We start from the raw sequence: 22,061 nt of genomic DNA on the forward strand, positions 1-22,061 counted from the left end.
AGTGCCGGAACCCGGTGCCCTGCGCGCCGTGCTGGCCTTCCCCAGCACCTATTCGGTCGGCATCACCAGCCTGGGATACCAGGTCGTCTGGGCCACCCTGGCCCGACGTCAGGACGTGGATGTTCGACGCCTGTTCACGGATCAAGGCGACCCCATGCACCGCCGCTGTGATCTTTTTGGGCTCTCCCTGAGCTGGGAACTGGATGGGCCTGTGTTGCCGGACTTGCTCAGCCGTCAGCGGATTCCGCTCTGGTCAGCCCAGCGCAATGACGAGGATCCCATCGTGTTCGGAGGCGGTCCGGTGCTCACGGCCAACCCGGAACCCCTCGCCCCGTTTTTTGATGCCGTCCTTCTAGGGGACGGCGAACAGCTGCTGCCGGCCTTCATCACCGCGCTGCTGAGCTGCCGTTCCGCACCTCGAGAGGAACGCCTGCGGAGGTTGTCCCAGGTGCCTGGTGTCTATATCCCGGCGCTGTATGTCCCCCGCTACGACAGCAGCGGCCAGCTGGTGGCCGTCGATCCGATCGACTCGGATGTCCCAGCGACCGCCGAAAAGCAAACCTGGCGGGGGAACACCCTGAGTCACTCCACGGTGATCACCCCTGAGGCTGCCTGGCCGGACATCCACATGGTGGAAGTGGTGCGCAGTTGTCCGGAACTCTGTCGTTTCTGCCTGGCCAGCTATCTGACCCTTCCCTTCCGGACAGCTTCCCTGGATGACGGCCTCATTCCAGCCGTGGAACAAGGCCTGATGGTCACCCGCCGACTGGGACTGCTGGGGGCATCGGTCACTCAGCATCCGCAATTCAATGAACTGCTCCAGTGGCTGGATCAGGATCACTTTGATGACACGCGCGTCAGTGTGAGCTCGGTGAGAGCCGCCACGGTGACGCCGGACCTTAGTCGGATCCTGGCGAAACGGGGCAGTCGTTCGCTCACCATTGCGATCGAAAGCGGCAGCCAGCGAATGCGTGAACTGGTGAACAAGAAACTCAGCCACGAGGAGATCGAGGCGGCGGCAAGCCATGCCCGCCAGGGAGGACTCAAGGGTCTGAAGCTCTACGGAATGGTGGGCCTGCCCAGCGAAACCGACGACGATGTGGATGCGACCGCTGAGCTGTTGCTTGGCCTGAAGAGATCAACCAAGGGACTGCGCTTCACCCTCGGCGTGAGCACATTCGTTCCCAAAGCCCAGACCCCGTTTCAGTGGCAGGGCGTGCGGCCGGAAGCCGAGAAACGACTGAAACGACTGGCCAAACAGCTCAAACCGAAAGGAATTGAATTCCGACCGGAAAGCTACGGATGGAGTGTCATCCAGTCCCTCCTGTCCAGGGGAGATCGTCGTCTTGCCCCCGTCATTGCTGCTGTTGGTGAGGCGCGGGACAGCATCGGTGGCTGGAAGAGGGCCTACCGGGCTGCACTCAACCATGAGTTGGAGCCCATGCCAGGGCCTGAACTGCCAGAACCATCCCCCTGGAAGGATCTGGTTCAGGACACCTGGGAGGGATCAAGGATTCTTCCCTGGACCCATCTCAGAGGTCCGCTGTCTGCGGAAACACTGCGGAACCATCGTGATCTGGCTCTGGAGCGTCATGGCTCTGAAGAAAGCCGCTGAGTCCGGCCAGAAGGATCCAACCAAGAAGATTGAGGCGACTGTCAAAGAACGGCAGATCAGTGGCGTGCATGCCAACCAGCACAAAAGAAGCGGCCCACCAGGCCCGATCCATCGGGCCGCGTTTGAGCATGCCCCGTCGCAGGGCGATCACCAAAAGGACAAGCACCAGCCCCACCACCAGAACGGCGACGGGCCACCCATGGCTGACACCAAGCTCGATCGGAAGGTTGTGGGAGTGGCCGTGCCACCTCCGCTGAGCATGGATCGGATACAGAACACTGAAGGCCGCCGCTCCCCACCCAAACCAGGGACGCTGGCTGATCAGTTGCAGACCGAAACGCCATTGAGCCAGGCGGGTAAGGCTGTCATTGGACTGTCCCTCCAGGAGACGCTGTCGCAAGCTGGCCGGCAGGAGGGCTTCAGCCCACTGCTGGATCGCTGCAGGCACCCCGGGCAACACGGCCAGCAACAGCGGTGCCGAGAGCAGAAGAAACAGGGGAAACAGCCACCACCACTGGGCGGGTCCGAGCACCCAAGGCACGGCGAGTGGCAGGGCCGCCATGGCGTTCCTGGAACGGGTGAGCACGACTGCCGCGACGATCGCCGCAGCCAGCAGGAATGCCAGAGCACGACACCAAAGGGGATCGCGTCGGGCCAACACCGCCGCCAGAGCAAACGACCACACCACGGCCAACCAGGCCCCGGCGATGTTGGCGTAATCAAACAGACCGGATAAGCGACCTTCCGGCTGCCCACCTGGAGCGAGAAACCAGATGATTCCGCCCCCGAACAACTGCCAGGGCCCCGTCCAGCCAAGCTGCATCTGGCCAAAGCCTGTGATCAGCACCGGCACTGTGCCCGCCAGCAGGCATCGGGCCGCCCGCTGACGGCGCGAGGCTGTAAGCAGGAAGGGACGAAACGCCCAGAAGCCCCAGAAAAACGGAATCCAGTTGGCGAGTCCGGCCCAGGCCAGACCCGCATCGTCGGCCAGGATTGCGCCGATCAGCATCAGAACGGCTGCCAGCAGCAAGGGACGCATCCAGGGGTCGTTCAGGGGAACCTCGGCCCGATTGCGACTGCCGGCAACACAGCTGACAAACAGGCAAACGCCTGCCAGCAAAGCGCTCGACGGCAACAGAAACAGACCGAACTGAAAAGCCAGCCAACCCGGTGATTTGATGCTGAACACACCTCTCACGCGAAGACCGCTGTACGTCCGCGGTAAACGATCACCTGCCGCTGAAGATGCAACCGCAGCGCGCGTGCCAGAGCCATGCGCTCGGTATCGCGCCCCTTACGAATCAGATCCGCCACCTCATCGCGGTGACTGACGGGAACGGTGGTCTGCTCGATGATCGGGCCGTCGTCCAACTCCTCCGTCACATAGTGCGCCGTGGCCCCGATGAGCTTGACGCCGCGATCCCAGGCCCGCTGGTAGGGCTGAGCCCCTTTGAAAGCAGGCAAAAACGAATGGTGGATATTGATCACATCAGGAAATCGGGCCAGGAAATCAGCGCTCAACACCTGCATGTATTTCGCCAAAACCGCCAACTCAATCTGGTTGTCCTCCAACAAGCCGAGAATGCGCTTCTCCACCTCAGGCTTGTTCTCCTTGCTGGAGGGAATGCAAACAAAACGGACGCCAAACCCCGCACAGAGAGACTCAAGATCCGGGTGATTGGCAATCACCAGAGGCACCTTCATCGGCAGCTCACCGCTCTGCACACGCCAGAGCAGATCCACCAGACAATGGCTCTGCTTGCTCGCGAAAATGGCGACCTTCGGCCAGGCATCCGAAAAATGCAGCTGTGCCTGACCAGAGAGTCGCTCGGCGAGTGCCTGTGCCGCTGCAGGCAGAGCCTGGCGAGGGATCCCGAATCCCTCCAGCTCCCATTCGATCCGGCTGAGAAACACGCCGGCGCCGGCATCGGTGTGGTGGTCGGCATGGCGGATGTTGCCACCATTGGCTGCCACCCAGCCGGCAAGCTCACTCACCAGTCCAGGACGATCCGCACAGATCAGCTGCAGGATCACGGTCGCTGCCGTCACGGAAACGCTTTGAAAAGCTGATTCTCCCGTGGCGAAGGGGCTGGTTAAAGTCCTTGAATTCTTGTATTTCCCATGCTGAACGCCCTGCGCCGATTCGCTGCGTTCTGCCTCTGCATCGCCCTTTCCCTGGGACTCCTCGCACCGGCAGCAAGCCATGCGGACACCGTCAAACCTGAAGACATGGCCGTGATCCGTCGCCAGGCGGAAGCCTTCATGAGCGCCGAAGAACGTCTTCCTGAACTGGCCACGTTGGTGAGCGACGAGAACTGGACATTCACACGCAACCTCATCCACGGCCCGATGCAGGAAGTGGGGAGAGAGATGCTCTACATCAACCAGCGGTTGAGTCGATCAGAGCGAAAACAGGCGGACAAGCTGGCCCGATCCCTCAAGGCGGCGCTCGCTGAACTGGATGAGGCATCCAGGCTTCAGGATCCAGCCCGGATGCAGCGGGCTTACAGCGCTGTGGCGGCGGGCTTCGATGCCTACGCCGATGTCATACCCGCCGAGGCGCTGAGCTGAAACGGTCGATCGCCGTCGTCGGTGCCGGCGTCGTTGGCGCCGGAACGGCCTGGCATCTTGCCGACTGCGGCCATTCCGTGTGTCTCTATGACCCCAGGCTCGCTGTTGCAGTCGATTCAGGCCCCAACACAACGGAACGAAACGGGAGCAGCGCCTCTCTGGGGGTGCTCATGGGGAACGTCTACCGACGCCACAGTGGCCGCGGCTGGCGGCTGCGCCAGCGAAGCATGGCCCTGTGGCCGCAATGGATCAAGGCCATGCAGAGATTTGAACCGGCACTGCAGCTGGACAGCCCCCTGATCCAGCTGGCCGATGACGACGACGGCCTGAAGCGCATGCAGACCCTGGCGGAGCGTCGCCAGGGCCTTGGCCTGCAACTGGTTCCAGCAATGGATAAACCCGTGGCTTGCATCGGTGGACTGTGCTCTGAACGGGATGGGCGCCTCGAACCATTGGTCCTGCAACGGGCCCTCCGTCTCGCCATGGCCAGGGTTTCGGTCCGGAAACACCCCAGCAAGGTCCTCAACCTGAGACGAACCGGAACGAACCGTTGTCCGCGCTGGGGCGTCGAAACCGATCGGGAGGATTGCAGGGACTACGAAGCCGTCGTGATCTGCACAGCTCTTAACAGCGAGGCGTTGCTCGCTCCGTTGGGCCACCAACGAGCCATGACACCGGTGCTTGGTCAGGTGATCGATCTTGAACTCAAGGATGGGCCTGCGGACTGGACCGACTGGCCGGCGGTGCTCAGCCTTCAAGGCTTCAACCTCGTTCCACAACAACCTGGACGTCTGCTGCTTGGAGCCACGTTGGAGCCAGGAGATCAAGCCCAACCGAGGTGCCTTGAGTTGATGCGAAGTCAGCTTGGTTCAACGCTGCCATGGCTCAGGACGGCAACCCCGATCGAACAGTGGTCGGGCCTGCGGGCGCGGCCCGTCGATCGGCCCGCACCACTGCTTGAGCAACTTGAACCCGGTCTGCTTCTGGCGTCTGGCCACTACCGCAATGGTGTGTTGTTGGCACCAGCCACCGCGGAATGGGTGGAGACAACATTGACTGATGAACCAGCAGGGTCGTTATCCATTTCTTAACCACATCGAGAAATGGCTCACATAAGGTCTCTTGGTTGATGTTCACCACGAGCCAAAAGTATGCGTCGTTTCAAGATCCATCAGGCCCTGACGACCATCGCTGCTGTCTCGACGAGTGTGACCCTTGTCTCCTGTGGAGGTGGCAGTGAGCAGGACAGTGGTGCACTCAACGCTGCCGGCGCATCCTTTCCAGCTGCGATCTACCAGCGCTGGTTTCAGGAGTTGGCTCCCGAAGGTGTCAGCGTCAATTACCAGTCGGTGGGCTCCGGCGCCGGCGTCCGTCAGTTCACAGCCGGAACCGTTGATTTCGGCGCATCCGATAAGCCGATGAAGGCCGAAGCCATCGCCGAGGTGAGTCGCGGAGTCGTGCAAATCCCGATGACCGCTGGTGCGATCGCCGTGGCTTACAACAATCTCGACTGCGATCTATCACTCACCCAAAAACAACTGGCAGGCATTTTTCTCGGACAGATTAAGAACTACAGCGAACTCGGCTGTACCGACAAGGCGATCAACGTGGTTCACCGTTCCGATGGCTCCGGAACCACCTACAACTTCACGAAACATCTGGAAGCCATCAGCCCTGAGTGGAAGAAGGATGTTGGTGCAGACAAGTCAGTGAAGTGGCCAACCGGCGTTGGAGCAAAAGGCAACGAAGGTGTGTCCGCCCAGCTGAATCAGATCGATGGAGGCATCGGCTATTTGGAACTGGCCTACGTGAAGGGTGATCTGCAGGCCGCTGCATTGCAGAACGCATCCGATGAACAGGTGAAGCCCACCAATGCCACTGCCAGCGAAGCTCTGGGTTCCATTGACCTGGGCCCCGATCTGATCGGAGGCAATCCGAATCCGGAAGGGGGCTATCCGATCGTCACCTTCACCTGGGTGCTGGCCTACAAAGCAGGCAACGGTGGCAAGACGGCCGCCCTGAAGAAAACCTTTGAGTTCATGCTCTCCGACACGGCTCAAAGCCAGGCCCCCGAGCTTGGTTATGTGAGTCTTCCGGCAGAAGTCGTTGAAAAATCCCTTGCTGCCATGCAAACGATCAGTGATTGATCACTGGTCTGAGGTCACTGCCTAGTCTGATGCAACACCCTGACTTCAGGGTGCAGACCGTCGGGACATCAAAAAAGGGGCCCAAGGGGCCCCGATTCATCAGCTGACATCGACAGATGCCGATCCAGGCGATCACTTCGATTCGGTGAACTCCGCATCGATGACGTCATCGCTTGAGGGGCCCGAGCCATTGCCAGGGGCCGCACCGTTACCGGAATCGCCACCCGGTGCAGCACCTCCGGCTTCTGCGCCGGCTTGCTGATACACAGACGCCCCGACGGTGTAGAGCTCCTGCTGAAGGTCCTCCAGCAGGGTCTTCATCGCGTCGTAGTCATCCTTTTCAACGGCTTCCTTGAGTTTGAGACGCTTGTCCTCAAGCTTGGCCTTCGCATCGGCATCAACCTTGTCGCCCAGTTCGCCCATCTGCTTCTCAGCCTGATAGACGAGGGTTTCAGCCTGATTCTTTAGATCGATCTTCTCGCGCTTCTCCTTATCAGCGCTGGCATTGGCCTCGGCGTCCTTCACCATCTTGTCGACCTCGGAATCCGAGAGGGTCGACGCACCGGTGATCGAGATGGACTGCTCCTTGCCGCTGCCCTTGTCCTTGGCGGTGACGCTGAGGATGCCGTTGGCATCGATGTCGAAGGTCACCTCGATCTGAGGCACGCCCCGGGGAGCCGGAGGAATGCCATCGAGACGGAAGGTTCCAAGCGATTTGTTGTCGGAGGCCATCTCGCGCTCGCCCTGGAGCACGTGAATTTCCACGTTGGTCTGACCATCCACCGCGGTTGAGTAGGTCTCCGACTTCTTGGTCGGCACCGTGGTGTTGCGGCTGATCATTTTGGTCATCACGCCGCCGAGGGTTTCGACACCCAGGGAGAGCGGAGTGACGTCCAGCAGCAGGATGTCCTTGACCTCACCGGCCAGCACACCGCCCTGGATGGCGGCACCAACAGCAACCACTTCGTCGGGGTTGACGGTCTGATTGGGATCCTTGCCGGTGATGCGCTTGACCAGCTCCAGCACGGCCGGGATGCGGGTGGAGCCACCCACCATCACGATTTCGTCCAGCTCACCGGAGGAGAGCTTGGCGTCCTTGAGCGCCTGCTCCACAGGCATGGCGCAACGGTCGATCAGCTTGGAGGCCAGTTCCTCGAACTTGGCGCGGGTGAGGGTGAGATCCAGGTGCTTGGGACCCTCAGGGGTTGCCGTGATGAACGGCAGGTTGATCTCGCTCTGGGTGGCGTTGGAGAGCTCAACCTTGGCCTTCTCTGCCGCCTCGGTCAGACGCTGCAGAGCCTGCTTGTCCTGACGCAGGTCAATCCCTTCATTGGCTTTGAAGGTCTCGGCCAGGTGGTCAACGATCACCTTGTCGAAGTCGTCACCGCCGAGGTGGGTGTCACCTGCGGTGGAGAGCACCTCGAACACGCCGTCACCGACTTCCAGAACGGAAACGTCAAATGTGCCGCCACCCAGATCGAAGACCAGGATGCGCTCGTTGCTCTTCTTGTCGAGGCCGTAGGCGAGGGCCGCCGCGGTGGGCTCGTTGATGATGCGCAGCACCTCAAGACCGGCGATCTTGCCGGCGTCCTTGGTGGCCTGACGCTGGGAATCGTTGAAGTAGGCGGGAACGGTGATCACCGCCTGGGTCACGGTCTCACCGAGATACTTGCCCGCATCTTCCGCCAGCTTGCGCAGCACCTGGGCTGACACCTCTTCAGGGGCGAATTGCTTGTCGAGAACCGGGCACTTCACCTTGACGTTGGAGCCGGCCTTCTCGACGCCGTAGCTCACTTCCTTGGATTCCTCATTGACTTCATCAACACGACGGCCGATGAAACGCTTGACGGAATAGAAGGTGTTGTCGGGATTCATGACCGCCTGACGTTTGGCGATCTGTCCGACCAACTGGTCCTGATTCTTGGTGTAAGCAACCACGGAGGGCGTCGTGCGGAAGCCCTCGGCGTTGGCGATGACGGTGGGCTTGCCACCCTCCATCACGGATACGCAGCTGTTCGTGGTGCCAAGGTCAATGCCGACAACCTTGCCCATCGGTGCCCACCTCCTGAAAATGCGGTTCTGAACCACGTCATCTTCATCAGCAGAGCCCTTGACAGGCGAGGTGTGGTTCCCGAACAGGCAGGCTGGATGGGCGATCCGGCGCGAGAATGATCAACGGTGGAACAGCTCTGCTGGGACTGCTCGGTGATCCGGTGCGGCATTCCCTCTCGCCTGTGATGCAGAACGCTGCTCTGCAGACGATGGGGTTGAACTGGTCCTATGTGCCCCTGCCCTGTGTGAGCGGGAATCTGGCGGCGGTCCTGCAGGGACTGCACGCTGTCGGCTGTCGGGGCCTGAATGTCACCATTCCCCACAAGCAAAATGCGGCCAGCCACTGCAGCGAGCTCAGCCCATTGGCGAAACGTCTCGGCGCCGTGAACACTCTGAGTCCCCTCGACTCGGGACGGTGGCGTGGGAGCAACACGGATGTCGAGGGATTCCTGGCTCCCCTAAAAGAACGGGGGGAGTGGCAGGCTCGACGAGCACTGGTCATCGGCAACGGAGGATCGGCACGGGCGGTCGTGGCGGGGTTGCAGACCCTGGCTCTTCAATCGTTGACGGTGGTCGGCAGACGCAGGGAAGCGCTCTCAAGCTTCATCTCGGAACTCTCCTTGCAGCAAGCTCCCGTTCGTGGATGCCTGATTGACGATCCATCGCTCCCGGAAGAGATCAGAGCCAGCGATCTGGTGGTCAACACCACACCTGTCGGGATGGCTGAACACGACGGCGCCGATGGCGTCCCCCTTGGTCTGGCGACGTGGAACAACCTGCCGGAGGGCATCACGCTGTATGACCTCATCTACACACCACGACCGACGCCCTGGCTGGCGATGGGGCTGGAGCGGGGTTTTCACTGCATCGACGGCCTCGAGATGCTCGTGCAGCAGGGAGCCGCTTCCTTGAGGATTTGGAGTGGTCACCAGGATGTGCCGGTCGATGTGATGCGTTTGGAAGCCCTGAAGGTTCTGAAGGCCTAGCGTCAGCACAGCTCTTTTTGGTGTCGTGGAGATTCCTACCTGGCAGCGACTGGTCGCCCCACTGATGTATCTGCTGCCCTGGAGCGATGCCATCCAATTCAGCGGACCCCTGTTTCAGCAATATCCCTGGATGGCGTGGTTAGAGCTACCGGCCCTTCCCCTCGTTCTGCTCGAAAGCAGCGTCCCCTTCGGATTTGGCGGGCTGCTGCTGTTTTTCGTGCTTTTTCTGGCGGTGGTGCGCAACCCTTCCGTGCCCTATTTCCTGCGCTTCAACACGCTCCAGGCCTTGCTGACGGACATCATCCTGGTCGTGCTGGGGTTCGCCTTCACGATCCTTCTGCAACCTCTGGGGGGCAGCGGCCTGCTGATCCGAACGCTCTCCAGCACCGTCGTCATCGCCACCCTGGCGATCCTCGTGTTCGCTCTGGTGGAGTGCCTGCAGGGACACGAACCAGACCTGCCGGGGATCAGTCAGGCCACACGCATGCAGCTGTACTGAAAAGGGACAGACCAGCCAGGGGATAGGGTGTTGGATTCGTCGCTCACCCAGTGAGCCTGAAGCCCCCGTCGGAGCAGTCCATGACGCACGATCCCTACTACGAGACCATGTACATCCTTCGTCCGGATATTCCGGAGGAGGAAGTCGAAAGCCACCTCACCAAATACCGCGATGTCCTCGTTGAGGCAGGTGCTGAGGTGCTGGACAACCAGATGCGCGGAAAACGGCGTCTGGCCTACCCAATCAACAAGCACAAGGAAGGGATCTACGTCCAGCTGAGCCACAACGGCGACGGACAGCACGTCGGCGTCCTCGAAAAAACGATGCGGCTCAGTGAGGACGTGATCCGCTACCTCACTGTCAAACAGGAAGGCCCTCTGCCTGCTCCACGGGTGGTGCCGGGCAGCGAACCTGCACAGCAACCACAGGAAGCTGCTGCAGGTTCAGCCTCCTGATCGAACGCTTCAACGGAACCTGGTTGTGTGCTGGATGGGCGGGCGATAGCGTCCGTTCATGGATTCCCTCGACCCCTTCCATCAGGCACCGCAACCCGATTGGATGAAAGAGTCCAATCAGGGTTGCGACGTTGAAGGCTTGAAAAGCAGGATTGAGGACCTTGAAGACCAGGTGAGGTCCTACGAGGCACTGCTGGAAGACCTGCCCGATCTGTTCGAGCGGAAGTTCCAGCAGCGTCTTGAGCCACTGCTCGAGCGATACCGGTTGCTTGCTGAACAATCGGCTGATCCTCAGGCCTGCAAACCGCCGATGGTGACCGGGGGCCCAACCAATGTGGTGCGCTTACCGATACCGAACATTCCAGCACTGCTGCGCCGGCGACAACGCTCAGCTTGACGTGCGCTTGTTGGCGGCCCAGAGACGTGTCGGCAGACCCCAGACGTAGATAAAACCCTCTGCAGCACGATGATCGAACTGATCGTCACTGCCATAGGACGCCATCGACGGAACGTAGAGGCTGCTCTCGGACGAGCCGCGGCCGATCACGGTCGCATTGCCCTTCTGCAGACGAAGCCGCACAACGCCGTTGACGTGTTGCTGCGTGCGATCCATGAAGCCATCCAGCGCATCCTTCAGAGGACCAAACCAAAGCCCCTGATAAACGAGATCGGCCCATTGCATCTCAAGCTGGCGTTTGCTGCGCAGCACATCGGCTGCCAGCGTCAGACTCTCCAATTCCTGATGGGCCTGGATCAGGAGCAGCAGCCCTGGAGTTTCGTAGATCTCGCGGGATTTGATGCCAACGACCCGGTTCTCGATCATGTCGAGACGCCCGATGCCATGGATTCCAGCGAGACGATTGGCTTCGCGGATCATCGCAACCGGATTCAGAGGCTGCCCATTGATGGCCACGGGATTGCCCGCTTCAAAATGAACGTCAATCTCCTCCGGTTGATCAGGTGCCTGATCAACGGAGGCGGTCATGGCAAACACCTCTTCAGGAGGAGCCACCATGGGATCTTCCAGCGGACCGGCCTCGATACTGCGTCCGAGCAAGTTGAGATCGATGGAATAAGGCGATTTCTTGCTCACAGGAGCAGGAATCCCACAACGCTCGCCATAGGCAATCGTCTCCTCCCGACTCATGCCCCACTCGCGGGCGGGAGTTAACACCTTCAGGTCCGGTGCCAACGCGGCGATCGCTACGTCAAAACGGACCTGGTCGTTGCCCTTGCCCGTACAGCCATGGGCAACGGCATCCGCACCCATCTCCTGTGCCACCTCAACCAGTCGCCGGGCAATCAAGGGACGCGCCAGGGCCGTGGACAGGGGATAGCGACCCTCGTATAAAGCATTCGCACGGATCGCGGGGAAGGCGAATTCCTCGATGAACGGCTGAATCAAGTCGCCCACAAGAGACTGACTCGCTCCTGCATCCAGAGCCTTCTGACGAATCGGCTCCAGTTCATCGCCCTGACCAAGATCCGCCGCAAAGGTGATCACCTCCTGCACGCCCCACTCCTGCATCAGATAAGGGATGCAGACGCTGGTATCCACTCCGCCGGAATAGGCAAGCACTACTTTTTTGGCGCGGCCCATCAGAGGGACTCCTGTTCACAGTCGACTGATTCTCCCTTCCCGGGGACCAGCAGCCAGAGACTCAGAATGAGGGCCGGAGCAGAGACGAACAGCAGCACCAGCGGCAGCGGAGCGCTGAGAGGATCCGGATGCAACGAGCCCCAGCGACGGAGACCGAAACTGACCACCAGGGCCGAACCCCAGGTTCCGACCATCGTGACAACCTTCTTCAAGAGGGAAGGGCAAGCGTCGTCTATGTTGAAGGATTGATGGCCTGCAGCGGCATGAGCGCACTCGACAGCATCAACCCTTCCCTGACCCGTTACGGGCGCAAGGATCCGGCGCCGGTGCTTCCGCTGCGAGAGGAACCTGACCTCCTCAGCTGGCTGGAAAGCAGCGGTCGACTGGTGGCTGATGAAGAATCCGGATCACCTGAAGTGAGCACGGTCGAAGAAGAGGAACTCTCGGCTCTGATGGGCGAAAAAGAGGATTACAACAACGCCGACGAGCAGAACGAGGAGCAGTGGGAAGACTGATTCGCTGCCTGAACATCAGGTTGGTGGAGGCAGGTCAGCTCACGTAAGGTCCCAGCGTCAGATCCGTCGTTTGTGAACGATTCAGCCCGTTCCCCCTCACCGAGCCGGCCCATGCCGTGGTGGGAGAACGGATCGCTCAGTGCAGCTCTGCTGATCCTGCTGGTGATCGGCAGCAGCTTCGCGTCTGACAAGTGGATCCCCAATGCGCAGCTGAGCCTGCCGCTGCTGATCGCGACCTTGCTGGCCTTCCTCACAGCAGCCGTGGGGATCCCTCGGTTGAGGGCCTTGAAAATGGGTCAGGTGATCCGGGAGGAGGGACCACAAGGCCATCGAAACAAAGCCGGGACCCCAACGATGGGGGGACTGCTCATCGTCCCTGTTGGAACCATCATCGGCAGCCTCGTGAGTGTGAGCGGCAGCGCCGGACAGCAGCTGCTGGCGATTGCCACCGTGACCCTGGCTTACATGGTGATCGGCGGATTCGACGACTGGCAAAGTCTGACGAAACAGACGAACACCGGCCTGACTCCGCGCGGAAAGCTGCTGTTGCAAGCCCTGGCAGCCGTGCTCTTTCTGGCGGTGGCTGCCTGGCAGGGATGGATCAGTGATCAGGTCTCGCTGCCCTTCGGAATCAGCCTGTCGCTGGGATTAATGATCTGGCCCCTTGGCTTGTTCGTGTTCCTGGCCGAAAGCAACGCCACCAACCTCACCGACGGACTCGATGGTCTGGCCAGCGGCTGTGGTGCCCTCGTCTTCGCAGGCATGGCGATCCAACTGATGCTCCGTGGTCACTCCGGCGATCCGGCCATCGCCGGTTTCTGCATGGCCATGGCTGGGGCCTGGCTCGGTTTCCTCATGCACAACCGCAATCCGGCCCGTGCCTTCATGGGGGATACCGGTTCATTGGCCATGGGAGCAGCACTCAGTGCTGTCGCACTCCTCTCGGACAGCCTCTGGCCCCTGCTTTTGATGGGAGGGGTGTTCCTGGCGGAATCTCTTTCAGTGATTGTCCAGGTCTGGGTGTTCAAAGCCACCAAAGACGTCGACGGACAAGGCCGGCGTGTCTTTCGAATGGCACCGTTGCATCACCACTTCGAATTGGGAGGCACCAGCGAGCGCACGGTGGTGCCATGCTTTTGGCTGGCCACGCTCGGCATGGTGATTCTTGGCCTTGTGCTTCGACCAATCGGCTGACCTGATGACGTACTTCACCTGGAGAGAACAGGGTCTCACCGGCGACTGCGCCAGCCTTGAGGCCATGGCGGCACGCTTCGAGGAATCCGCCAGCCTGATGCGGCGGATGGCCGACGAAGGTTTTGTCCTGTCCCGAAAAGGAAGCGAACAACGCATCACGCATCCAGATGCTGCTGTTTTCAAAGCATGGGGATTTGTCAGTGAAGAATCCCCAGTGCGACAACTCACATTGATGCCCGACCTCGACGATTAAATGGAGAAATTGCTCTCAACCACGGCCGATCTTCTATCGGCAGCTGCCTCCAACCCAGACCGAGTTCTGCGCTGGGGACTGATTTATTTCGGGATATCCTCAGTAGGTTTCATCGGGGTCTGGCTGATTGGTGAAATATGGAGCCAGAACAACAATAACTAAAGGTTAAATCTGTCCATAATCCATGAGGAAGTGAGCAGCAACATGATTCGTGCTTGTGATCGTTGTTAAAAGTGTTACTCCTGGCACGTAATACGACATAGGGGTCGCCTCGGCCTCCCAGGAATCCACAAAGAAGTTCGTTGAGTGAAGGGTGTCCTGATAATCAGGCCAATCAGCAGAAGTTACCACTTCTATATAATATTTTTGATTCTTTTTCTTGGTATTTTTAATTGTAACCGCATGGTTGTGCCATTCACCATTCTCCTGATAACTGGAGATCACTCCTCTGGCAGATCGTTGACGTCGTAGTGTTTATTGAAATTCTTAGCAAGTTTCTCCAGGTTCATGGACCCGAAAAACGATCGGATCGATCTGAAAAAGTGATGATGTCTGTGCTGTCTTCAGGGTCGAAAACAAAAGCCTTGGTATTACCCTTCTTAATTTCACAGCAGCACCTGAAGCATCGAAACTAAATATCCAAGAATATTGTGTTGTGCTGTCTGGAATGTATGAGGTTGTTGTTTCTGTTGTGGTGGGATCCGATGAACCAGTCTACTCAGACATGATGGAATGAACGCCGTTCTTCAGTGATAACTCATCGGATTGATCACGGCAACATTCAAATGAATCGTTGTGGTGATCAGTGATCGATTGCCAACGGTCCTACCAGTGCTCTGATTGATTGGTGTGACCTGCAACCGAAGCCGGTCATGAGCCTCTTTCCTCGCACCGTGATGCTTCTGGGAAGTGGAGAACTGGGTAAGGAGGTTGTGATCGCAGCCCAACGACTTGGATGCAGGGTGATCGCCTGTGATCGCTATGGCGGTGCTCCAGCCATGCAAGTCGCTGATCAGGCGGAGGTCCTGCCCATGACCGATGCCCAGGCTCTTCTGGAGGTTGTACAGCGCCACCGTCCCGATGTGGTGATCCCTGAAATTGAGGCCCTCGCTGTCAATGCCCTCACGCAATTGGAAAAGGAGGGCATCACGATCATTCCCACCGCCAACGCCACGGCTGTGACGATGAACCGTGATCGAATCCGTGATCTGGCGGCAGGAGAGCTTGGGTTGCGGACGGCTCGCTTCGCCTACGCCAGCAGCGCTGAACAGCTCGCCCAGGCAGCAGGACCCCTGGGCTGGCCAGTGGTGGTGAAACCGGTGATGAGTTCGTCAGGCAAAGGTCAAAGCGTCGTCGAAGGCCCGGAGGGACTGGCACAAGCCTGGTCAAAGGCCATGGATGGTGCCCGCGGCATCTCCACACGCGTGATCGTGGAGGAATTTCTACGGTTCAATCTTGAAATCACGCTACTAACCGTGCGTCAGCACAGTGGTGAGACCCTGTTTTGCGCACCCATCGGCCACGAGCAGGAACGGGGCGATTACCAGAACAGTTGGCAACCAGCCGACCTGACTGCCCAGCAACTCCGGCAGGCTCAGACCATGGCCCGCACCGTGACGGACCATCTCGGTGGGGTTGGTCTGTTTGGGGTGGAATTTTTTCTCTGCGGTGAGGAGGTGATCTTTTCAGAACTGTCGCCGCGTCCCCATGACACCGGCCTGGTGACGCTGATCAGCCAGAACCTGAGTGAATTCGAGCTGCATTTGCGGGCTGTTTTAAATCTGCCAATCCCACAGCTGCGGACTGCAGAAGCTGCAGCCAGTCGGGTGATTCTTGCCGAAGAGACTCTGGAATGCGTGAACTACGAGGGCGTGGGTGATGCCCTTGCAGAAGCTGACACCCAGGTTCTGCTCTTCGGCAAGCCGACTGCCAGACCCGGCCGTCGCATGGGTGTGGCCCTTGCCCGCGCTGAATCGATGGCTGACGCCCGCTCAAAAGCGGACCGTGCAGCGGCATGCATCAAGGTGTGCGGGAACTGACGAGAGACCGCTGGTGCCTGGGCCGACCAACGGACGCCGGCAAAGCAGCAGTGTTGTGAGAAGAGTCACGATGTTGATGCTGCTGGAGAAGATCCAGATAGCGATCAACATGGGCATCCCAGCTGAAGTGACGGCTGACGGAGTTCAACCCGTTCTCACTCCATCGGGTCCAGCGGTCTGAATCAGACAAAGCCTGCTCAAGGGTTGTCTGAAGATCGACGGGATCGGTCACATCAACAAGACGGCCGTTGTTGCAACGGGAGTGAATATCGCGAGGCCCGCCATCATCCGTGGCCACCATTGGCAATCCGCAGGCCGCGGCCTCCAACAGAGTGAGTCCGAACGGTTCCGTCAGAGCCGGATTGACAAAAATGCCGCGGTGATGGGCTGCCCAGCGGTAAAGCGCTGGAACCTGATCACGCCGATGGCGTTTCGGGAACGCCACCGTTCCATACAGGTCGTAGCGGTCGACAAGCTTGAAAATCTGTTGAAACACCTTGCGCTGCTGCGCTTCCTGCCGCTCAGGATCATCACGACAGCCGAGGATGAGCACCAGATTGTGATGCTCTCGAAGCTTCGTTGAACGTCCAAAGGCTTCAACAAGCGCGGGAATGTTCTTGCGGCGGACAGCTCTCGAAATCGCCAGCAGTGGAGGTTTTTCAGGATTTCTGAGGAACGGAGCTAACAACGTCTCGACGCCTGCACGCTCGTCAGCTGATCCACCGGCGTGAAAACGGGTCGCATCCACACCAGGAGGAACGATCTCGGCAGCACCTCGGTCGTAATGGCCATAGCAGGCATATTGATGATCAGCTTCCTGTCTCGTGCTGGTAATCACCAGATCAGCCTGGGCCAGAGCCAGCTCCTCAGCCTTGATGCGCGAGCTCATCGCGTAGGTCTGTTCGATCTGCTGCAGATCGAGCCCCGCTGCCAACAGTCGTCGTCGCTTCTCGCGTCCAAGGGAATGACCCGTGAAAACCAGCGGAATCCCAAGACGTCGACTGACCATCGCCCCGACGAAGCCGGCATCGGCGTAATGGGCATGCAACCAATCGACCGCTTGACCCGGGCGGCGCAGATGCTGCACCAGGCGATCGGCCAGCTCCTCAAGATGCGGCCAGAGCAACTCCTTGCGGAGATAGCCCTCAGGGCCGCAGGCAAATCGCAGAATGCGTGCCCCCGGGACAATCAGCTCCTGGGAGCGGCCATAGTCCTCCGCAACGTTGGGATCCTGAACCAGACGCGTCGCAACATCGATCTGATCAACCTCGGGCCGTTTGGCCAGGCTGCGCACCAGATCCATCACGTACAGCGTCTGACCCCCGGTATCAGCATCTCGACCTAGTTCCAGATCCCTGGGCCGCAGAAGCCCATGCAGATTCAGGTGTAACAGCCGGATGCCCATACGCATGACCTGCCAAACAACGGAAGGCAAAAGCCTTCAAAATTTTGTTTAGGGTCGAAAGCGGGCCTTAAATGTAAAAAAAATATTAGACATCTATGGAATCGAGGAATGAATTTCGCCAGAATCCTTGTTCAGACAACGAATCTGAAGGAAAGCCTCAAGCGACTAGTCGAACATTGGCGCGACCGAATTTGTAACTGATTTGAAATATCAAAGCTGATCACTGATGTCAATTAAAGGCATCGTTTGAGTGCCCCAGCCGCCTGTGCTGTACCGCAATGAACCGAGTTGTCCAGAACCCTTGACATCCAACTGTTCATTAACCCAGGCCACAATCAACGGCCCCACCGTGGCGGGTTGTTCCTCATCGCGGAAACTGCGCAGACCGAAGTGATCCGCGCCCTCCACCAGCACAAGACGATGGCCGTCCCGGACTGCACCGGACGTTCGCATCGGAGCGATCGCCTCAGGACCAGAAGGAACCACCCAGTCTCTGGTTCCGCTGACGAGCAGCACCTTGGCGCTGAGACGGGACGAACTACCGGGATCGAACAGAAGCCGCAGCGGTGGACTGACCGCCACCACAGCTTTGACGCGGGAATCGGTGATTGCCGCCTGCCAGATTCCAGACAACCAGCTGCATTGCAGCACCCAGCTGATGTTCCGCTCGGTGTCTGAAAGATCACCGCAGCGGGACGACAACTTGCTCTCCACTGGAGCGCCACCAGCCAGCTGCAGACTGGTGGTGGCACCCCAGGAGTGGCCGATCACGGCCACCGATCGCGTCTCCAGTGAACGGTCTGACAGCAGCTCTCCAGACGCGACAGCATCAAGAAGTGCCGAGACATCGCGAGGCCGCTGACGAAGTTCCTCCGGGCCCGGTGGTGGGCGATCGCCAGCCAGCATCGCCCGCTGCTGCGCGAAGTCACTGCCTGGATGGTCCGGCATCAGGACGGTGTATCCCGCGGCCGCGAGTAACTCAGCCCAGCCTTCGAACGATTCCGGGTCATCCCAGAGTCCATGGGAAATGATGACGAGACGACCGTTAGCGGTACTTTTCGGTACGAGCGACAGCACCCTCAGCGCTTCGGTGCGATGCGGAACCGGCAGCGTCAGCTCCGATCGGATCCAGCCCTGACGAGGCTTGCTCTGAGCTGCCCTGCTTGTTGGGGCGGCAGGACCCGCCTTGGCCAGAGCCACACCCTCCTGCATGTTGGTCATCAGGCGATTCGCCATGGTCGCCAACTGGGAGAGATCAACGGAGGCCTCCTGCCCCGGCATCTCCCGCAGAAATCCCAGCACGTTGGCTTGTCCATTGCGCTCCGCACGAATCAGTGCGTCCGTGAGAGTCCTGCCATCGGCAGGAAGATCGACCCCCTCAAGCTTCACGAAAGAGGCTGCCGCAAGCAGAGCCTGCTCCAGGAGCGGCTGACCGGATGAGCCCTCAAGAAAGAGGCGGGTTTCCGCTGGCAGAGGCGCCAAAAAAATCGTTTCCAGCAGCGAGAGAAGCTGGCCTCCGCTGGCACTCTGCAGATCCTCAAGATCAGGGCTGGAGCGGATCAGCTGCGCGGCACTGTCCACCTCGCCGAGATTGATGGTGATGCTTGTTTCCAGAAACGGCATCGTCAGAACCAACCGCTCGAGCGCAACAGCAGGTGCACCCAGCAACGTGAGAGAAAGGCTGCTGAACAGGGCAGCCCAGTAGGAACGGGAACGAACCATCAGGCGGCGATTGAAGGAATCTCGGGTGGATGCTGCTCCAACACGCGGCGGAGATACCGGCCTGTATGACTGGTCGGATGCTGGGCGACCTCCTCCGGTGTGCCCGTCGCCAGAACCTCTCCGCCCCGATCACCGCCTTCCGGACCGAGATCAATGATCCAGTCGGAACAACGAATCACATCGAGATTGTGCTCGATGCAGATGATGGAATTTCCCTTGTCAACCAACCGCTGCATCACCTCCATCAGCTTGTGCACGTCGTAGAAGCTCAGACCGGTGGTGGGTTCGTCGATCAGATACAGCGTCTTTCCGGTGGCGCGACGCGACAGTTCCGTCGCGAGCTTCACCCTCTGGGCTTCACCACCTGACAGGGTCGGCGCCGGCTGACCGAGCTTGACGTAACCCAGGCCCACATCCACCAGCGTGCGCAGACGATCTGCTGCCTGAGGAATCGCATCGAACACCTCAGCGGCCTGCTCCACCGTCATCTGGAGCACATCCGCAATGGTGTAACCCTTGTATTTCACCTGCAGGGTTTCGCGGTTGAACCGGGCGCCCTTGCAGACGTCGCACTGGACGTAGACATCGGGAAGAAAATTCATTTCGATCACATTCACGCCCTGCCCTCGACAGGACTCACAGCGCCCGCCTTTGACGTTGAAGCTGAACTGGCCAACCTGATACCCACGTGCCTTGGCTTCAACAGTGGCCGCAAACACCTGACGGATCGGATCGAAGGCTCCGGTGTAGGTGGCCGGGTTTGATCGAGGCGTACGACCGATCGGGCTCTGGTCGATCACGATTACCTTGTCGACGGATTTGAGGCCGCGCAGCTCCCCAAGACCGTTCGGAAACGGAACTTTCAGTCCCAGGCCGTTTTCAAGAGCAGGATGCAGCAGCTCATTCACGAGGGTGCTCTTGCCGCTGCCGCTGACGCCGGTCACCGCAACGAGGCGACCCAGCGGAAATTCGACGCTCAGATTGCGAAGGTTGTTGCGATTGCAGTCGATCAACTGCAGTTTGCGGGTGGTGGTGTTGCGCCGTTCCGCCGGGGTGGGAATCGAGCGGCGACCACTGAGGTAGGCACCCGTGAGGGAGGCCTCACTCGACAGCAGATCGTCCACCGACCCCTCCGCGACGATGTGACCGCCATGAACACCAGCACCTGGACCGATGTCGACAAGGTGATCGGCGGCCCGGATCGTGTCTTCGTCATGCTCGACGACCACAAGCGTGTTTCCCAGATCTCTCAGGCGCATCAGAGTGCTCAGCAGGCGATCGTTGTCGCGTTGGTGCAGGCCGATGCTGGGTTCATCAAGAACGTAGAGAACCCCTGTGAGACCAGCACCAATCTGAGTCGCCAGTCGGATCCTCTGAGCTTCACCCCCTGACAGCGTCATCGCCGGACGGTCAAGACTGAGATAGTCGAGGCCGACATCCAGGAGAAAGCGAAGGCGCAGGCGAATTTCCCTGAGAACCAGATCTCCGATCTGCATCTGTCGAGAACTGAGCTGAGGTTCCTCTCCCTCAAACGCTCCAACCCCCATGAGGCGTTCAATCCGTTCAAGGGTTTCGGACACACTGACCGCCGTCAGTTCTGTGATCCGGTAGGGACCGACGCGCACTGCCAGTGCTTCCGGTCGCAGTCTCTGGCCGTCGCAGGCTTCACAGGGCACCAGCTCGAGATACTTCTCGAGCTTCTGGCGGATCGCCTCACCACTGGCATCCCTGAGCTGCCGTTCGAGGATCGGCAGGATTCCCTCAAACGGGCGGGTGTATCCGCCTTTGCCTTTTCTGTAGCGACTGTCCGCCTGGATCAGGATCGGCTCGCGGCTGCCATGGAGAAGAACATCCCGCTGCTCATCGGTGAGCTCGTTCCATGGGGTTTTGATTTCAAAGCCGAAAGCCTCTCCCACGGAATAAAGAAGGGAGAAGTAATAGCTGTTGTCCTTGTCGCTCCAGGGAGCCACAGCGGCATACACAGGCTGGGAGGGATCGGGGATGACCCGTTCCTTGGTAAATCGACGCAGATGTCCGATTCCATGACAGGCCTGGCAGGCGCCGTAGGGACTGTTGAACGAAAACAGACGGGGAGACAACTCCTCCATCACAGCGCCGTGCTCCGGGCAGGCGAAGTTCTCGGAATACAGACGCTCGCGATCAATGCCCTCCGGCAGCTCCTCGCCTGTTTTGGGAACCACCTCCACAAGCGCCAGACCGTCCCCGCGTTTCAAGGCCGTTCGCAGCGAGTCGGTCAGTCGTTCCTGGATTCCCTCACGGGACACCAGACGATCCACAACCACTTCAATGTTGTGAATGTGGTTCTTATCGAGCTCGATGTTGTCCGACAGTTCACGCACATCCCCGTTGATCCGCACGCGAGCGAAACCCTCCGCCGCCAGTCCACTGATCAATTTGCTGTGGGTTCCCTTCTTGCCTCGCACCACAGGTGAGAGCAACTGGTAACGCGTTCCCTCGGGAAGCAACAGGATCTGATCGACCATCTCGTCGATGCTCTGGGGCTTGATCGAGCGATCGCACTTGGGGCAGTGGGGCTCTCCTGCACGTCCGAACAGAAGGCGGAGATAGTCCTGTATTTCGGTGACTGTCCCGACCGTGGAGCGGGGGTTGTGACTCGTGGATTTCTGATCGATTGAAATCGCCGGGGAGAGGCCATCGATCGCATCGACATCCGGCTTGTCCACCTGGCCGAGGAACTGGCGGGCATAGGCCGACAGACTTTCGACGTAGCGGCGTTGTCCCTCGGCAAAGATCGTGTCGAAGGCCAGGGAACTCTTGCCGCTGCCGCTGACCCCTGTGAACACCACCATCCTGTTGCGGGGGATGGTGACGTCGACGTCCTTGAGGTTGTGCTGACGCGCCCCTCGTACACGGATCACATCATCCGAATCACTGCCGCTGACCTGGATCGGAACCGGACGATCAGCGAAATTGGCAGCAACTCGCCCCATGACGCCTCGGTCGAAAGCGCTGAATCTTAAGAAGAA

Annotated in this window: 19 protein-coding genes and 1 pseudogene; 12 read left to right on the forward strand and 8 right to left on the reverse strand. The window is 59.6% G+C overall.

Going from position 1 to position 22,061, the window contains the following annotated elements; translation table 11 throughout:
* Position 1 precedes the first annotated feature (1 nt).
* On the forward strand, positions 2 to 1,615 hold the full coding sequence (locus KR100_RS00680) for a radical SAM protein (RefSeq protein ID WP_239420359.1): 1,614 nt from the start codon (positions 2 to 4) through the stop codon (positions 1,613 to 1,615).
* Here KR100_RS00680 and KR100_RS00685 read toward each other — a convergent pair.
* Together KR100_RS00685 and purU are read right to left on the reverse strand one after the other, a co-directional pair.
* The gene (locus tag KR100_RS00685; protein ID WP_239420360.1) at positions 1,533 to 2,804 is read right to left on the reverse strand and encodes an O-antigen ligase; all 1,272 of its coding nucleotides are present in this window, start codon (positions 2,802 to 2,804) and stop codon (positions 1,533 to 1,535) included. The two genes, KR100_RS00680 and KR100_RS00685, sit on opposite strands and share 83 nt — an antisense overlap.
* A 5-nt stretch (positions 2,805 to 2,809) precedes the next feature.
* Complete coding sequence (gene purU / locus KR100_RS00690; protein WP_038542372.1) at positions 2,810 to 3,664, reverse strand: formyltetrahydrofolate deformylase; 855 nt, start codon at positions 3,662 to 3,664, stop codon at positions 2,810 to 2,812.
* 72 nt (positions 3,665 to 3,736) lie between these two features.
* On the opposite strand from purU, the gene psbQ reads away from it, so the two are divergent.
* Genes psbQ through pstS form a run of 3 tightly spaced genes read left to right on the forward strand, consistent with a single transcriptional unit; the run spans position 3,737 to position 6,333 of the window.
* Entirely contained in the window at positions 3,737 to 4,186 is a 450-nt protein-coding gene (gene psbQ / locus KR100_RS00695; RefSeq protein WP_038542374.1) for a photosystem II protein PsbQ, read from the forward strand.
* An 8-nt stretch (positions 4,187 to 4,194) separates the two neighbouring features.
* Entirely contained in the window at positions 4,195 to 5,277 is a 1,083-nt protein-coding gene (locus KR100_RS00700; protein WP_051847254.1) for an FAD-dependent oxidoreductase, read from the forward strand.
* A gap of 60 nt (positions 5,278 to 5,337) precedes the next feature.
* A complete protein-coding gene (gene pstS, locus KR100_RS00705) occupies positions 5,338 to 6,333 on the forward strand; it encodes a phosphate ABC transporter substrate-binding protein PstS (protein WP_038542377.1) in 996 nt (331 codons plus the stop codon).
* Positions 6,334 to 6,465: 132 nt separating this feature from the next.
* Here pstS and dnaK read toward each other — a convergent pair whose 3' ends face one another.
* Positions 6,466 to 8,385: a molecular chaperone DnaK gene (gene dnaK / locus KR100_RS00710; RefSeq protein ID WP_038542379.1), complete on the reverse strand. Its 1,920-nt coding sequence runs from the start codon at positions 8,383 to 8,385 to the stop codon at positions 6,466 to 6,468.
* Between the two features lie 116 nt (positions 8,386 to 8,501).
* Here dnaK and KR100_RS00715 point away from each other — a divergent pair, with 116 nt between their 5' ends.
* From KR100_RS00715 to KR100_RS00730, 4 genes are all read left to right on the forward strand, one after another.
* On the forward strand, positions 8,502 to 9,371 hold the full coding sequence (locus KR100_RS00715) for a shikimate dehydrogenase (protein ID WP_038542380.1): 870 nt from the start codon (positions 8,502 to 8,504) through the stop codon (positions 9,369 to 9,371).
* Positions 9,372 to 9,396: 25 nt separating this feature from the next.
* Entirely contained in the window at positions 9,397 to 9,870 is a 474-nt protein-coding gene (locus KR100_RS00720) for a Tic20 family protein (RefSeq protein ID WP_038542383.1), read from the forward strand.
* An 80-nt stretch (positions 9,871 to 9,950) separates the two neighbouring features.
* A complete protein-coding gene (rpsF, locus tag KR100_RS00725; protein WP_038542385.1) occupies positions 9,951 to 10,325 on the forward strand; it encodes a 30S ribosomal protein S6 in 375 nt (124 codons plus the stop codon).
* Between the two features lie 58 nt (positions 10,326 to 10,383).
* Positions 10,384 to 10,722 (forward strand): hypothetical protein, encoded by a 339-nt coding sequence (locus KR100_RS00730; RefSeq protein WP_038542387.1) that lies wholly within the window; start codon positions 10,384 to 10,386, stop codon positions 10,720 to 10,722.
* Here the strand turns inward: KR100_RS00730 and KR100_RS00735 are convergent.
* Positions 10,714 to 11,925 (reverse strand): argininosuccinate synthase, encoded by a 1,212-nt coding sequence (locus KR100_RS00735; protein ID WP_038542388.1) that lies wholly within the window; start codon positions 11,923 to 11,925, stop codon positions 10,714 to 10,716. The two genes, KR100_RS00730 and KR100_RS00735, sit on opposite strands and share 9 nt — an antisense overlap.
* On the reverse strand, positions 11,925 to 12,119 hold the full coding sequence (locus KR100_RS00740; RefSeq protein ID WP_051847584.1) for a hypothetical protein: 195 nt from the start codon (positions 12,117 to 12,119) through the stop codon (positions 11,925 to 11,927). Before KR100_RS00740 ends, KR100_RS00735 begins: the two co-directional genes overlap by 1 nt.
* A 69-nt stretch (positions 12,120 to 12,188) precedes the next feature.
* On the opposite strand from KR100_RS00740, the gene KR100_RS00745 reads away from it, so the two are divergent.
* The 4 genes from KR100_RS00745 to purT all read left to right on the forward strand — a co-directional run bounded on the left by KR100_RS00745 (position 12,189) and on the right by purT (position 15,926).
* A complete protein-coding gene (locus KR100_RS00745) occupies positions 12,189 to 12,440 on the forward strand; it encodes a DUF3134 domain-containing protein (protein ID WP_204207739.1) in 252 nt (83 codons plus the stop codon).
* Positions 12,441 to 12,551: 111 nt separating this feature from the next.
* Positions 12,552 to 13,634, forward strand: coding sequence for a phospho-N-acetylmuramoyl-pentapeptide-transferase (gene mraY, locus KR100_RS00750; protein WP_038542395.1), 1,083 nt, complete (start codon positions 12,552 to 12,554; stop codon positions 13,632 to 13,634).
* Positions 13,635 to 13,638: 4 nt separating this feature from the next.
* Positions 13,639 to 13,887 carry a hypothetical protein gene (locus KR100_RS00755; RefSeq protein ID WP_038547536.1) on the forward strand — a complete coding sequence of 83 codons (249 nt, stop codon included), beginning with the start codon at positions 13,639 to 13,641 and terminating at the stop codon, positions 13,885 to 13,887.
* Positions 13,888 to 14,759: 872 nt separating this feature from the next.
* On the forward strand, positions 14,760 to 15,926 hold the full coding sequence (gene purT, locus KR100_RS00765; protein ID WP_038542398.1) for a formate-dependent phosphoribosylglycinamide formyltransferase: 1,167 nt from the start codon (positions 14,760 to 14,762) through the stop codon (positions 15,924 to 15,926).
* Here purT and KR100_RS00770 read toward each other — a convergent pair.
* The 3 genes and pseudogenes from KR100_RS00770 to uvrA all read right to left on the reverse strand — a co-directional run.
* Positions 15,925 to 17,331, reverse strand: a pseudogene (locus KR100_RS00770) (glycosyltransferase); the annotation flags it as partial. The gene purT and the pseudogene KR100_RS00770 sit on opposite strands and share 2 nt — an antisense overlap.
* 210 nt (positions 17,332 to 17,541) lie before the next feature.
* Positions 17,542 to 19,053, reverse strand: a complete 1,512-nt coding sequence (locus KR100_RS00775; protein ID WP_038542400.1) for an alpha/beta fold hydrolase — start codon at positions 19,051 to 19,053, stop codon at positions 17,542 to 17,544.
* The gene (gene uvrA, locus KR100_RS00780) at positions 19,053 to 22,025 is read right to left on the reverse strand and encodes an excinuclease ABC subunit UvrA (RefSeq protein WP_038542402.1); all 2,973 of its coding nucleotides are present in this window, start codon (positions 22,023 to 22,025) and stop codon (positions 19,053 to 19,055) included. Before uvrA ends, KR100_RS00775 begins: the two co-directional genes overlap by 1 nt.
* Positions 22,026 to 22,061 lie beyond the last annotated feature (36 nt).

The organism is Synechococcus sp. KORDI-100, assembly GCF_000737535.1.
In the GTDB taxonomy this organism is placed as follows: Bacteria; Cyanobacteriota; Cyanobacteriia; order PCC-6307; family Cyanobiaceae; genus Parasynechococcus.